16 protein-coding genes are annotated in these 12418 nt (G+C 75.5%); 6 read left to right on the top strand and 10 right to left on the bottom strand.

Features of this window, described 5'->3' with window-relative positions; all coding sequences use genetic code 11:
* Positions 1 to 19: 19 nt before the first annotated feature.
* The 3 genes from KDL28_RS38810 (at position 20) to KDL28_RS38800 (ending at position 2795) form a co-directional block, all read left to right on the top strand.
* Entirely contained in the window at positions 20 to 1192 is a 1173-nt protein-coding gene (locus KDL28_RS38810) for a cobalamin-independent methionine synthase II family protein (RefSeq protein ID WP_252446495.1), read from the top strand.
* A gap of 65 nt (positions 1193 to 1257) precedes the next feature.
* Complete coding sequence (locus KDL28_RS38805; protein WP_252446494.1) at positions 1258 to 1650, top strand: DUF1801 domain-containing protein; 393 nt, start codon at positions 1258 to 1260, stop codon at positions 1648 to 1650.
* Between the two features lie 83 nt (positions 1651 to 1733).
* Positions 1734 to 2795, top strand: a complete 1062-nt coding sequence (locus KDL28_RS38800; protein ID WP_252446493.1) for a fatty acid desaturase family protein — start codon at positions 1734 to 1736, stop codon at positions 2793 to 2795.
* On the opposite strand, the gene KDL28_RS41965 is transcribed toward KDL28_RS38800, so the two are convergent.
* The 6 genes from KDL28_RS41965 to KDL28_RS38770 all read right to left on the bottom strand — a co-directional run bounded on the left by KDL28_RS41965 (position 2776) and on the right by KDL28_RS38770 (position 6725).
* Complete coding sequence (locus KDL28_RS41965) at positions 2776 to 2892, bottom strand: ATP-grasp domain-containing protein (RefSeq protein ID WP_252446492.1); 117 nt, start codon at positions 2890 to 2892, stop codon at positions 2776 to 2778. The two genes, KDL28_RS38800 and KDL28_RS41965, sit on opposite strands and share 20 nt — an antisense overlap.
* Before the next feature lie 205 nt (positions 2893 to 3097).
* Complete coding sequence (locus KDL28_RS38790; protein ID WP_252446491.1) at positions 3098 to 4078, bottom strand: SDR family NAD(P)-dependent oxidoreductase; 981 nt, start codon at positions 4076 to 4078, stop codon at positions 3098 to 3100.
* 77 nt (positions 4079 to 4155) lie between these two features.
* Positions 4156 to 4647, bottom strand: coding sequence for a saccharopine dehydrogenase family protein (locus KDL28_RS38785; RefSeq protein ID WP_252446490.1), 492 nt, complete (start codon positions 4645 to 4647; stop codon positions 4156 to 4158).
* Positions 4584 to 5399, bottom strand: a complete 816-nt coding sequence (locus tag KDL28_RS38780) for a saccharopine dehydrogenase NADP-binding domain-containing protein (RefSeq protein ID WP_252446489.1) — start codon at positions 5397 to 5399, stop codon at positions 4584 to 4586. The genes KDL28_RS38785 and KDL28_RS38780 overlap by 64 nt, the downstream gene beginning before the upstream one ends.
* A 48-nt stretch (positions 5400 to 5447) precedes the next feature.
* Positions 5448 to 6371, bottom strand: coding sequence for a 1-phosphofructokinase family hexose kinase (locus KDL28_RS38775; RefSeq protein ID WP_252446488.1), 924 nt, complete (start codon positions 6369 to 6371; stop codon positions 5448 to 5450).
* A gap of 108 nt (positions 6372 to 6479) precedes the next feature.
* On the bottom strand, positions 6480 to 6725 hold the full coding sequence (locus KDL28_RS38770) for a DUF6158 family protein (RefSeq protein ID WP_252446487.1): 246 nt from the start codon (positions 6723 to 6725) through the stop codon (positions 6480 to 6482).
* A 184-nt stretch (positions 6726 to 6909) separates the two neighbouring features.
* Between KDL28_RS38770 and KDL28_RS38765 the strand changes: the two genes are divergently transcribed.
* Positions 6910 to 7497, top strand: a complete 588-nt coding sequence (locus tag KDL28_RS38765; protein ID WP_252446486.1) for a UdgX family uracil-DNA binding protein — start codon at positions 6910 to 6912, stop codon at positions 7495 to 7497.
* Between the two features lie 218 nt (positions 7498 to 7715).
* Complete coding sequence (locus KDL28_RS38760) at positions 7716 to 8879, top strand: Cmx/CmrA family chloramphenicol efflux MFS transporter (protein WP_252446485.1); 1164 nt, start codon at positions 7716 to 7718, stop codon at positions 8877 to 8879.
* An 8-nt stretch (positions 8880 to 8887) separates the two neighbouring features.
* Here the strand turns inward: KDL28_RS38760 and KDL28_RS38755 are convergent, their stop codons facing one another.
* From KDL28_RS38755 to KDL28_RS38740, 4 genes are all read right to left on the bottom strand, one after another.
* Complete coding sequence (locus tag KDL28_RS38755; protein WP_252446484.1) at positions 8888 to 9262, bottom strand: rhodanese-like domain-containing protein; 375 nt, start codon at positions 9260 to 9262, stop codon at positions 8888 to 8890.
* A complete protein-coding gene (locus KDL28_RS38750) occupies positions 9259 to 9780 on the bottom strand; it encodes a cysteine dioxygenase (RefSeq protein WP_252446483.1) in 522 nt (173 codons plus the stop codon). The genes KDL28_RS38755 and KDL28_RS38750 overlap by 4 nt, the downstream gene beginning before the upstream one ends.
* Positions 9781 to 10003: 223 nt before the next feature.
* Positions 10004 to 10729: a competence/damage-inducible protein A gene (locus tag KDL28_RS38745; protein WP_252446482.1), complete on the bottom strand. Its 726-nt coding sequence runs from the start codon at positions 10727 to 10729 to the stop codon at positions 10004 to 10006.
* Between the two features lie 39 nt (positions 10730 to 10768).
* Positions 10769 to 11245 carry a DUF4396 domain-containing protein gene (locus KDL28_RS38740; protein ID WP_252446481.1) on the bottom strand — a complete coding sequence of 159 codons (477 nt, stop codon included), beginning with the start codon at positions 11243 to 11245 and terminating at the stop codon, positions 10769 to 10771.
* A gap of 151 nt (positions 11246 to 11396) precedes the next feature.
* Between KDL28_RS38740 and KDL28_RS38735 the strand changes: the two genes are divergently transcribed.
* Complete coding sequence (locus KDL28_RS38735; RefSeq protein WP_252446480.1) at positions 11397 to 11975, top strand: rhodanese-like domain-containing protein; 579 nt, start codon at positions 11397 to 11399, stop codon at positions 11973 to 11975.
* Positions 11976 to 12418 lie beyond the last annotated feature (443 nt).

Below are 12418 nucleotides of genomic sequence, written 5' to 3'. Positions count from 1 at the left end.
CCGGCGGAAGGTGTCGTCCATGGCTTCCTACGACCCGCGCACGGCCACCGGCCTGCCGACCGAGCCGGTCGGATCGCTGCCGCGCCCGTCCGCGCTGCAGGCGGCCTACGCCCGCTACGACGCGGGCGAGATCAGCCGCGAGGAGCTGGCCGAGCAGCAGGAGGCCGCCGTCCGCGACTCGATCGAGCGCTTCGAGGCCACCGGCTCGCCGATCATCTCCGACGGCGAGCAGCGCTGGTCCTCATTCGCCACCTACCCGATCACCGACACGCTCGGCGGCACCGGGCTGGCGCCCGGGCTGGCCCCGGTGGGCGGGCAGTTCTTCGCGATCTTCGCCGACGGGCACGGCCGGCAGCTGCCGCGGCTGGAGAGGGGCCCGTTCCGGTACAACCAGTACGCCGCCGACGCGCTGCGCAAGTCGCTGCCCCACGCGCACCGGCCGATGAAGCAGGCGGTCATCGCGCCATCGATGCTCGCGCTGCTCTACCCGCTGGACGAGCCCGTGCCCGGCTACACCCGCGAGGAGTTCGAGGCCACCCTCGTCGACGAGTGCGAGAAGGACATCCGCGAGGCGTTCGCGGCCGGGGCCGCGCGGGTGTCGGTCGACTTCACCGAGGGCAGGCTGGCCACCCGCGAGGACCCGCGCAACCCGTGGACGGGCGCCGGGCTGCTGCCGCACTTCATCGAGCTGATCAACCGCGTGATGGCCCGGTTCTCCGCCGACGAGCGCCGCGGCATCGGGGTGCACACCTGCCCCGGCGGCGACCGCGACTCCGTGCACTCCGCCGACGTGCCCTACAACAACCTGCTCGCCACGATGTTCGACATCGACGCCGGCTACTTCCTGATCCAGTTCTCCTCCGAGCGCGACCGCGACCCCGTCCTGGAGTCGATCGGTCGGCACCTGCGCTCGGACGCGAACGGCGTGGCGCAGATGGCGTACCTCGGGGTGACCAATCCGCTCAACCCGCGGGTGGAATCGCCGCAGGAGATCGCCGACCGGTTGATCCGGGCGGCCGACTTCATCCCGCGCGAGCAGCTCGGTTCGACCGACGACTGCGGCTTCTCGCCGTTCTCGATCGACGAGAAGCCCAACCACGGATCGCCCGACTACGCCCGCGACGTCGCGTTCCAGAAGATCACCGCGCGGGTGCAGGGCTCCCGGCTGGCCGCGGAGAAGCTCGGCCTGTGACCGGGCGCCGGTAGCTCAGGCGCCGGACCGCCACGGGCCCGGCGCGAGCTGCCATGCTGGCCCGCATGGCCTACGAGGTCGACCCGCGCGTCGACGAGTACATCGACGCACTGGCGCCCTGGCAGCAGGAGATCTGCCGAGAGGTGCGCGACCTCGTGCACTCCGTCGATCCCGAGGTCGTCGAGACGGTCAAGCGCCGGGGGCAGCCGTACTTCGTGCTGCAGGGCAACGTCTGCGCCCTGCTGGCGGCGAAGACGCACGTCAACGTCTTCCTCTACGACGGGGCCATCGTCCCCGACCCCGACGGCATCATCACCGGCGGGCACGACAACAAGACCGCCCGCACGGTCGCGGTGCGCCGGGGCGAGGCCGTGCCCGCCGCCCCGCTGGCCGAGATGTTCCGGCGGATCATCGCCGACAACCGGGCGGGTGGCTGGCGCAAGCTCAAGCAGGCCTGAGGGCCGGGCCGGGGGAGGGCCCCACCCCGGTCCGGGGGCTGGGGGGATCACGCCGGGCGGCGGCCGGTCGCAGGCTCGGGGGCGTGACGACACAGACCCACGACCCGGCCACCGGCAGCGACTTCGCCCGGCTCTCGCGCCGCGTCGCCGAGGCAGGCCTGATGGACCGCAGGCCCGGCTACTACGTCCTGCGGTTCGCCCTGCTCGCCGGGTGGCACGCGGCCACGATCGCGGCGTTCCTGCTGCTGGGCGACTCCTGGTGGCAGCTGCTGGTGGCGGTCGCGGCGGCGTTCGGCTCCGGGCAGACCGCGCTGCTGGCCCACGACGTGGCGCACCGGCAGGTCTTCCGCACGCGCCGGCCGTCGGCGGTGGTCGGGCGGCTGCTGGGCAACGTCGGCGTCGGGATGTCCTACGGCTGGTGGACCGACAAGCACACCCGCCACCACGCCAACCCCAACCACGAGGGCCTCGACCCGGACGTCGAGCCGGGCGCGCTCGTCTGGACCGAGGAGCAGGCGCGGGGGTCGCGGGGGGTGCTGCGGTTCCTGAACCGCCACCAGGCCACGCTGTTCTTCCCGCTCATCACCCTGGCCGCGGTGGACCTGCGCCGGGCCAGCCTGCAGGCCCTGCTCACCCGGGGCGGTCGGCGCGTGCCGGTGCGCGGGCTGGAGCTGGGGCTGATCGCCGCGCACCTGCTCGGCTACGTCGCCGCGCTGTTCCTGGTGCTGCCGCCCGGGCTCGCGGTGGCGTTCCTGGTGGTGCACCAGGCCCTGTTCGGGCTCTACCTGGGCTCGGTGTTCGCGCCCAACCACAAGGGCATGCCGCTGCTGCAATCGACGGAGCCGACCCGCATGGACTTCCTCCGCAAGCAGGTCCTGACCTCGCGCAACGTCCGCGGTGGGCGGCTGACCGACCGGCCGCTGCACGTGCTGATGGGCGGGCTGAACCACCAGATCGAGCACCACCTGTTCCCGAGCATGCCCACGGCGAACCTGCGCGCCGCCCGCGACGTCGTGCGCGGCTACTGCGCCGAGATCGGCGTGCCCTACCACGAGACGGGGCTGATCCGGTCGTGGCGGGAGTCGCTGGCCCAGCTGCGCACGGCGTCGGCGGGCACCGAGGTGCTCACCGGGACAGCGCGCTGAGCAGGGCCGTCGGGTCGAGGGCGGCGGGCCGGTCGCTGACCTGCCCGTCGCCCAGCTCGACGACCCGCCAGCGGCCGTCCTCGTGGCGGACGGTCACGAACCACAGCCCCGACCCGGGCCACGGGCCGCTCCGCCCCACCGCCCGCGGCCAAGGCGTCGTGGTCGACCAGCGCCACGGTCAGGCCGAGGTCGTGGGCCGCGGCGGCTCCGCGGCGAAGTGCTCGTCGGGCCGACGGGGGCGCAGCCCGTCGGCGGGGAACAGCACGATCATCGGGCCAGTCCGGCCGGGCCCGCCCGGCCCGTCAGGCGGGTTCGCCGGACGGGCCCCCGCTCGGCGCCACCTCGTCGTCGTGCTGGTGCAGGCGGGCGGCGGCGGCCCGGTCGGTGCGGGTCAGCCGGGCGAACCAGCGCGACGGCGGCGTCGCGGTGTGCCCGGGCCGCGGCCCTCCCGACCCGACCGGACCCGGCAGCAGCCGGTTGACCAGTGTCAGGACGCGCAGCGTCGTCGACGGGGCCAGCGCGTGCACGCGGGCGCCCACCTTCGCCGGCAGCGTCAGGGTGATCTCCGGTCGGCCCCGCAGCGTGGCGCCCACCAGCCGCCGCGCCGCCTTCTCCGCCGACATCGACAGGCCGGGCAGGCTGTCGGCGATCGTGAACCAGCTCCGCTCGGCGGTGCGCTGGCCGGAGAACAGCGCGTTGCGGGTGGAACCGGTGCGCATCAACCCGGGCACCGCGACGGTCACCGACACGCCGTCGCGGGCGGCCTCCACGCGCAGCCCCTCGGCGAAGCCGACGGCGGCGTGCTTGGCGGCGGTGTAGGGCAGCAGGTGCGGCGCGGGCAGCTTGCCGCCGATCGAGGTGATCGCCAGCACCCTGCCCCGGCTGCGGCGCAGCAGCGGCAGCGCGGCCAGCACCGGGTGCACCTGACCCCAGAACATGGTGTCCATGGCCGCCGCGAACTCCTTGGCGGTCAGCTCCCGCATCGGCCCGACCTGGATGATGCCGGCGTTGACGGCCAGCACGTCCAGCCGGCCGAACCGCTCCTGCGCCCGCTCGACGAGCTGCTGCGCCTCGGCCTCCACGCCGACGTCCGCGGCCACCTCGAGCACGGTGGCGCCGCGCCCGCGCAGCTCCTCCGCGGCCGGGCGCAGGCCCTCGGCGGAGCGGGCGCAGACCACCAGGTCGTGGCCGCGGTCGGCGAACTCGCGGGCGATCAGGAAGCCCAGGCCCCGGCTGGCCCCGGTGACCAGGGCGACCGGGCGGTCGGAGGGTGCGTCGGTCATGGCGGTGGAGTGCCCGCCCAGCGGATCGGCACACCCCGCGCCCGACGTCAGCGCCCGTCAGCGCCCGTCAGCGCCCGTCAGCGATCGGTGCGGGCGTGCACCGCCGCCTCGTACGTGTGCCCGGCCGCGCGCAGGCGCTCGACCAGCACCCCGCCCAGCGCCGTGGCCGGGGTCAGCGAGCCGGCTCGGTCGGGCAGCCGGTCGCCGTCCAGGGCCAGGGCCATGGCGCTCTCGGAGAACATGACCGCGGTGGCCGCGTACCCCGGGTCGCCCCGCCCGGAGACGACCGCCCGGTAGCGGCGCTTGTCCTCGGTGACCGCGTCGACGACCATCCGGAACCAGCCCCGCTCGCGGACCCGGCCGGACGGGCCGGTGCCCGGCGCGGGGAGCACCCGGTCGAGCAGCCCCCGCGTCGGGGGGAACGCCAGCGCCCCGAGCATGCCGACGAGGCCGCCGGTGATCGCGACGGAGGCCGCGGCCCCGCCCAGCCCGCGACCGGCGCCCATCACCTCGCCGTAGCGCAGGGAACGGCCGTAGGCCCAGCCCTGCAGCGCGTTGCTGCGCCGCACGATCCGGGTGTTGTACGCGGCCATGATGAACGGCGCGGTCCACCGCCCGTCCTCGGTGCGCCCGGGCGGGACGGCGTCGGGGGGCTGGCGACCGTGGGCTCGGCGTCGCGGTCGGGGCTGAGCGCGAACGGGTCGGCGGCCAGCCGGCGCAGCGCCGGGTCGGAGCGCATCGCCTCGACCTGGCCGAGGATCGACGCGATCGTGCCGCCGCTCATGCCGCCGCTCATCGTCGCCTCCAGCCGGACGTCGCGCAGGGCGCCTGCGCCGTCGGCCGCGGCCCGCTCGTGCAGCAGCAGGGTCGCCAGGTCGGAGGGGATCGAGTCGTAGCCGCAGGAGTGCACGATCCGCGCGCCCGTCGTGCGGGCCAGCGCGTCGAACTCGTCGATCGCCCGGCGGACGAACACGATCTCGCCGGTCAGGTCGGCGTAGTGGGTGCCGGCCGCGGCGCAGGCGGCCACGACCGGCAGGCCGTGCCGCATGTAGGGCCCGACGGTGGTGGCCAGCACGCGCGTCGACGCGGCCAGCGCGGCGAGCGCGGCGGAGTCGGTCGAGTCGGCCTCGACGACCGGCCAGTCGTGCGCGGCCGCGGGCAGCTCGGCGCGGACCCGGCGCAGCCTCTCGGCCGACCGCCCGGCCAGCGCGATCCGCGTGCCCGCCGGGGCGGCGCAGGCCAGGTACTCGGCCACCAACCGGCCGACGAACCCGGAGGCGCCGTACACGACGATGTCGAACTCCCGCGCTGCGTCGGCCACCGCGCAATCCTGGCCCGTCCCGCCGCGCCCCGCAGGTCCGGAGCCGGGTCAGCCCTTCCAGTCGACCAGCTCGACGCGCTCGGCGAGGGTGTCGATGGCGTGGTCGCCGCCGGTGCCCAGGCCGCGGCGCACCACGTTCAACGCCCCGCAGGCCGCGCCGATGCGCAGCGCCTCGCGGATCTCCAGGCCCTTGACCAGCGAGGCGACCGCGCCCGCGGTCATCGAGTCGCCCGCCCCGCTGCTCTCGGCCGGCTGCAGCGGCGGCAGGTGGATCTCCAGCACGTCGTCCTCGACGAGCGCGAGCGCCGGGTCCGCCGCCCGGGACACGACGACGGTGCCCGCCCCCTCCTCGCGCAGCTTGCGCATGGCCGCCACCAGGTCGGCCGGGCTCTCGCTCTCGGCCCGGCCGTCGGCGAGCAGCTCCTCGTGGCTGACCTTGATCAGGAACGGCTTGCCCTCGAGCACCGCGTTCAACCGCTCACCCGCGAGGTCGGCGGCCACCCGGCAGCCGTTGGCGGACAGGTCGGTGGCCAGCCTGCCGTAGAGGTGGTGCGGCACGACCTGGTCGGAGTTGGGCCCGGCCAGCACCGCCGTGCCGTGCGTGATGCCCTCGTGCAGCACCAGCTCGTAGAGCTCGTCCTGCTCGTGGCGGTCGAGCGGGCCGCCGGGGGCCTCGACGATCTCGTCGCGCTCGTCGTCGCGGCGGTCGTGGACGTACCCGCCGTTGCGCGTGGACGTGGTGACCCGCCGCAGCTCGACGCCGTCGCCGGGCAGCAGGTGCCCCAGCAGATCGCCGGTCTCCCCGCCCAGCGCGGCGCACATGATCACCTGCACGCCGAGCGTGGAGATCATCCGGGCCTGCCACACGCCCTGACCGCCGGCGTGGACGTGGATGTCGGGGGTCCCGCCACGGTCCTCGATGGTGACCGTGACCAGGGGGGAGGGGTTGAACACGACGACGGAGGGCGGCATGTCCGGTTCGTACCCGATGGGGGTGGCCGGCACTCCTGTCGGGGAGGATGAACACCGGCGGCCGGGGAGGCGTGCGGGATCGTCACCCAGCCACCGGGGGTCGGGGGGTCACGGCCCGTCGGACGTCCTGGCCCTGGCGCCCTGGCGGGTGCGCCCCGGGTCGGGGGCGCCCTCGGCCGGGAACCGGCGCAGGAACTCCTGCTCCATGGCCAGCATGCGCGCGGTGTGCGTCTCCAGCGCCGACTCCGAACCACCGGTCACCACGTCGTGGCGCGTGTCGTGCAGGTGCTGCAGCTCGCGGCGCAGGTCGTCGTCGGCGAGGTCACGGGGCGGGATGCCTTCTGCTCTGCTCACCATGATCTCCGACTACCCGCTGGGCCGGGGATCCACGCCCGATCCGCATCCGCGATCGGGGCGGTCACCCGCTGCTGCGCGGCCTGCGGTTCCCGCTGCCGCCGGGGGCCTGACCCGGCCGCCGACGACGGGCGCCCGGGCCGGCACGGCGGTTGTGCTGGTCCGACCCGGGTAACCCGAACCGGTGGAGACGCTGGAGGAGTTGCGCGAGCAGGCCCGCACCTGCACCCGCTGCCCGCTCTACGAGCCGGCCACCCAGACGGTGTTCGGCGAGGGGCGGGCGGGGGCCTGGCTGATGCTGGTCGGGGAGCAGCCGGGCGACCAGGAGGACCGCAAGGGCGCCCCGTTCGTCGGGCCCGCGGGCCGGGTCCTCGACGACGCGCTGGAGCGGGCAGGCATCGCCCGCGAGGAGGTGTACGTGACGAACGCGGTCAAGCACTTCCGCTTCGACCGCGACGGCAAGCGCCGCATCCACAAGACGCCTGGCGTCACGCACATCCGGGCCTGCCGCCCCTGGCTCGACGGCGAGCTGGCGGCCGTGCGGCCCGCGGTGGTCGGCACGCTCGGCGCCACCGCGGCGAAGGCGCTGCTGGGCCCGCAGTTCCGGATCACCGCCGAGCGCGGGAAGGTGCTGGAGTTCGAGGGCCGCCCGCTGGTGGCCACGGTGCACCCGTCGTCGATCCTGCGCGGGCCGCCGGAGGCCCGCGAGGACGCGCTGACCGCCATGGTCCAGGACCTGCAGGTGGTGGCCGGGCTGCGCGACCCGGGGTAATCCGGAGGTGGGCGGCGCGCGGGCGCGGTAGCGTGCGGGCCGTGTCGAGCCCCGAAGCGTCCAGGGTGGGGGCCGTCGGTCACGCCGCCGGCCCCCGGGACCACTGAGTCCGTAGCCGCTGCCGTCCGACCGCCGCACGCGGCCGGACGAGCGCGCCCGGGGTACCGGCGTGGTGACGAGATGCCCACGTATCTCCTCCCCACCCCGGAGCCCGCTCGATGCCCCTCCCGCTGCACCTGCTCGCCCTGGCCGTGTTCGCCATGGGCACCTCGGAGTTCATGCTCGCCGGTCTGCTGCCCGACATCGCCGCGGACCTCGACGTGGCCGTCGGCACCGCCGGCGCCCTCACCTCGGCCTTCGCCGTCGGGATGGTCGTCGGCGCCCCGCTGATGGCCGCGCTCTCCCGCACCTGGCCCGCCCGGTCCGGCCTGCTCGGGTTCCTGCTCGTGTTCCTCGCCGCGCACGTCGTGGGGGCCTGCAGCACGAGCTTCACCGTCCTGCTGGGCACGCGGTTCGTCGCCGCGCTGGCCAACGCGGGGTTCCTCGCCGTCGCGCTGACCGCCGCCGTCGCGCTGGTGGCCCCCGACCGGAGGGGTCGCGCGCTCGCGGTGCTGCTGGCGGGCACGACGATGGCCATGGTCGCCGGCGTGCCGGGGGGCTCGCTGCTGGGCGCCCTCCTCGGCTGGCGGGCCACCTTCTGGGCCGTCGCCGCGGTCTGCCTGCCCGCGGCCCTCGGCGTCCTCGCCGGCGTCCCGGCGCGTCCCGCGGGCGCGTCCGCCGGGCCCGCGCTGCGCTCGGAGCTCGGGCGGCTGCGCCGCCCGCGGCTGCTCCTGGTGATGCTGCTCGGTGCCCTGGTCAACGCGGCCACCTTCGGCGGGTCCACCTTCCTGGCCCCCGTCCTCACCGGGCCCGCCGGGCTGGACCGGCTCTGGGTCCCCGTCGCGCTGGTGCTCTTCGGCGCGGGGTCGTTCGCCGGTGTCACCGCGGCCGGGCGGCTGTCGGACCGGCACCCGGGCGCGGTCGTCGCGGTCGGTGGTCCGTTGCTGCTCGCCTGCTGGGTGGCCGCGGCCGCGCTGGCGGCGCGGCCCGCCGCGCTGCTGGCGCTCGTGCTCGTGCTGGGCGCGCTGTCGTTCGCGCTGGGCGGCACGCTGATCACGCGGGTCCTCTACGAAGCCGACGGGGCCCCGACGATGGCCGGCTCCTACGCGACCGCCGCGCTCAACGTCGGGGCCGCCGTCGGGCCGCTCGTCGCCGCCACCACCCTCGACAGCGCCGCGGGCCCCCGCGGTCCGCTCGTGGCGAGCGCAGTGCTCGTGGCGAGCGCGCTGCTCGTCGCGCTGCTCTCCCGCGACGCCCTGACCAGCGCGCCGACGCGCCGGTGACGGGGGGGTCAGGCGGTGGGCAGGCCCGCCGCGGTCCAGGCCCGGAAGCCGCCGTCGACGTCGGTGGCCCGGTGCAGGCCGAGGTCCTGCAGGGACGCCGCGGCGAGGCTGGAGCTGTAGCCCTCCGAGCAGAACAGGATCCACTCGACGTCGTGGTCCACGGCCTCGGGGATGCGTGCCTCGCTGCTCGGGTCGAGCCGCCACTCCAGGTGGTTGCGCTCGATGACGAGCGCGCCGGGCAGCTCGCCCTCCTGCTCGCGCTGCCACTGCGGGCGGGTGTCCACCAGGTGGGCGCCCCGCTCGGCGCGCTCGGCCGCCTCCCGCGGGCCGACCCGGTCCAGGCGGGCCCGCGCGGCGGCCAGCACGTCCGCGATCGTCGTCATCCGACACCCTCCGAGCTGCCCGGCGCCGTCGTCGCGGTGCGGGTGCGGCGCAGGGCCGAGCCGGCGCCGTCGGACCGCGGCTCCAGGGCGTAGTACGACATCTCCGTCAGCGGCGGCGAGTACGCGTGCACGCTGACCGCGGCCTGCGCCTCCGGGTTGCTCACCTCGTGCACGTACCCCCGGCCGAAGCCGACCGAACGCCCGGCGGTGATCCGGCGCCCGGCCAGCGCGTGGCTGCCGGGGACCCACCGGTCCTCGGTGAGGGCGCCGCGCACGATCGACAGCGCGCCCAGCGAGCGGCCGTGGTCGTGCAGCTCGGCGAACTGCTCGGTGGCCCAGGTGATCAGCCAGACGTCGACGGTGTCGTCGCTGCGGAGCAGGCTGTACCAGCGCTGCGCCGGGTCGACGACGACGCGGTGGCGCCCGGCGCGCACCTCGTCGGCGTAGCGGCGGGTCAGCGCGGTGAGCTCGGGCAGGGCGGGGGAGGCGGGCGGAGCCGCGAGGGCGTGCGGGGACACGGGACTGCTCCAGTGCGGATCGGACGGACGAGCGGAGGCGGGTGCTTCAGCTCGTCGGACAGCACTGGTCGAAGTGGTGCGCGCGCCGCGGTCCCCAGATGTCTCCGAGGAACCACGTGGGCGTCACGGCGACGATGCAATCACACGGGATCGGCGCGGCGCCAACGCGTCCCAGCGGCAGGGACGCGTCCCCGGCATTGTCCGGACAAATCCCGGAAGGTGGTCACGCCTCGTTCAGCACCACGGCCAACCGGGCCACCGCCTCGTCGACGCGGACCCGGTCGCGCCCGCGCACCACGACCTCCACGGCGAACCGGTCGTCGTCGCGGAAGGGGTAGCTGCCGATCGTCAGGTCGTCGTGGGTGCGGGCGAACTCGGCCAGCGCCGCGGCGAAGTAGGCCTCGCCCCGTTCGACCACGAGGCTGCCCGACACCGTCGGCGCGCCACCGGGCAGCGTCGGGACCAGTTCCTCGACCATCGCCGCGAATATGGTCGGCACACCGGCCATGACGTGCACGTTCCCCAGGCTGAACCCCGGCGCGCCGGACAGCTTGTTGCCGATCAGCGCGGCGCCGTCGGGGATGCGGGCCATCCGCAGGATGCCCTCGGCCATCGGGACGCCCCGCCTGCGCACCAGCTCCTCGAGCATCGCGCGGGCGTCGTCGCGGACGTCGATCGGCACCCCGAAGGCCGCGGCGACGCTGTCGGCGGTGACGTCGTCGTGGGTGGGGCCGATGCCGCCGGAGGTGAAGACCTGGTCGTGGGTCGAGCGCAGGGCGTTCACCGCGGTGACGATGGGCTCCAGCCCGTCGCGGATCACCCGCACCTCCACCAGGTCGATGCCCGCCGCGGCGAGGGCGGTGGCCAGCACCTGGACGTTGGCCTCGCGGGTGCGGCCGGAGAGGATCTCGTCACCGATGACGAGGAACGCGGCGGTGGGGTTCGGCACGCCCGAGAGCGTAAGCCGATCAGCCCCACCGCGGCTCCGTCAGTGGTGGTAGCGGTGCACGACGGCGTGGCCCTTGCCCCGCCGGATCAGCGCCCGGTTGACCGGCACCGTCACCACGAACGCCACGGCCAGCGCGATCGCCAGCGAGGCCCAGAACAGCACCGAGTCCAGGCCGGCGTCCATCGCGCCCGGGATCAGCAGCAGGATGGCGTTGTCCACGATCTCCATCACGGTGATGGAGATCGTGTCCGCGGCCAGCGCCACGCCCAGCGCCGCGCCCAGGCCGAGCCCGGCGCGCATCACCGGCGCGATCGTGAACGAGTAGCCGAAGACGAACGCCAGTGCGATGGCCAGCGCGATCGTCGGGGCGGTCTCCCAGCCGAGCGCGGTGCCGATGACCACGCCGAGCACCTCACCGATCGCGCAGCCGGTGAGGCAGTGCAGGGTCGCGCTGATCGCCATCCGGGTGAGCTCGCGCCCGCTGGCGGTCCCGGGGCTTGCGCTGTGGTCGGCCATGGTGGCCTCCTCTCGTCGTCGCCGCTGGGAACACGATACCCCCCTATGGTATTGCATGGGCCAGCGAATGCACCGGATCGGACCAACGTCGCACCGGGGCGTCGCGGCCGACACTGGGGGCGCACGGCCCCACGACGGAGGAGCAGCCCGGATGACCGCCACGCACGTGGACCCCGCGGAGCTGCGCGACCGTCTCGCGTCCCCCGACCGTCCCCGCCTGGTCGACGTCCGCACCCCCGCCGAGTTCGAGACCGCCCACATCCCCGGCTCCGTCAACGTCCCGCTCGACCTCCTGCGCGCGCACGCCGCCGAACTCGGCCCCCCGATCGGCCCGACCCCCGTACTGGTGTGCGCCACCGGCTCCCGCGCCGAACAGGCCGCCCGGCTGTTCCCCGACGCCCGCGTCCTCACCCGCGGCGTGGCCGGCTGGGAAGCCGCCGGCGGCGACGTCGCCCGCGGCCGCCCCACCTGGGCCCTCGACCGGCAGGTCCGCTTCACCGCGGGCGCACTGGTGCTGCTGGGCCTGCTCGGCAGCCTCCTCGTCCCCGGCCTGCAGTGGTTCTCGGCGGTGATCGGCGCCGCCCTCGTGGTCACCGCGTCCATCGGGATCTGCCCCATGGCCGACCTGCTGGCCCGCATGCCGTGGAACCGCGGGCCCACCCCCGTCGACCTTGACCGGGCGGCCGCGGCACTGGCCGGCGAGCCCGTCCCGCAGCTGCCGCCACGTTGATCGGCGCTCGGTGGAACCGGGGAGCGCCCTCGCGGGCTCCGTCCCGCCCCGCACCACGCCCCACGTGAGCGAACGGCGCTCCCGCCCCACGGGGCCGGCCCACCGCGCCACTCGCTCGCCCGACCCCACCCGGTCGAGCGAATGGCGCACTGGGCCAACCAGGCTGGGCGACCGCGCCACTCGCTCGCCGTGCCCCACGCACCCGGGTTGAGCGAACGGCGCTCTCGCTCAACGAGGCTGGGCCACCGCGCCACTCGCTCGCCGGGTGGGACGAGAGTCGCGTTCGCTCCGCGGGGTGGACGAGAGTGGTGTTCGCCCCGCTGGGTGGGACGAGAGTCGCGTTCGCTCCACCGGGCGCAACGAAAGTCGCGCTCGCCCCGCCAGGCGCAACGAGAGTCGCGCTCGCACCCCGGGCGAGGCGGCGCGCAGCGCCGCGAGCCGGG

The organism is Pseudonocardia humida, from assembly GCF_023898865.1.
Lineage (GTDB): Bacteria > Actinomycetota > Actinomycetes > Mycobacteriales > Pseudonocardiaceae > Pseudonocardia > Pseudonocardia humida.
The sequence above is the reverse complement of the archived record's forward strand: the minus strand, read 5'-3'. Positions and strand labels throughout refer to the sequence as shown.

Coding starts and splice junctions, on each gene's coding strand:
- KDL28_RS38810 (WP_252446495.1), top strand. CDS start 20: ATGGCTTCCTACGACCCGCGCACGGCCACCGGCCTGCCGACCGAGCCG.
- KDL28_RS38805 (WP_252446494.1), top strand. CDS start 1,258: ATGGCCTACGAGGTCGACCCGCGCGTCGACGAGTACATCGACGCACTG.
- KDL28_RS38790 (WP_252446491.1), bottom strand. CDS start 4,078: ATGACCGACGCACCCTCCGACCGCCCGGTCGCCCTGGTCACCGGGGCC.
- KDL28_RS38775 (WP_252446488.1), bottom strand. CDS start 6,371: ATGCCGCCCTCCGTCGTCGTGTTCAACCCCTCCCCCCTGGTCACGGTC.
- KDL28_RS38760 (WP_252446485.1), top strand. CDS start 7,716: ATGCCCCTCCCGCTGCACCTGCTCGCCCTGGCCGTGTTCGCCATGGGC.
- KDL28_RS38755 (WP_252446484.1), bottom strand. CDS start 9,262: ATGACGACGATCGCGGACGTGCTGGCCGCCGCGCGGGCCCGCCTGGAC.
- KDL28_RS38740 (WP_252446481.1), bottom strand. CDS start 11,245: ATGGCCGACCACAGCGCAAGCCCCGGGACCGCCAGCGGGCGCGAGCTC.
- KDL28_RS38735 (WP_252446480.1), top strand. CDS start 11,397: ATGACCGCCACGCACGTGGACCCCGCGGAGCTGCGCGACCGTCTCGCG.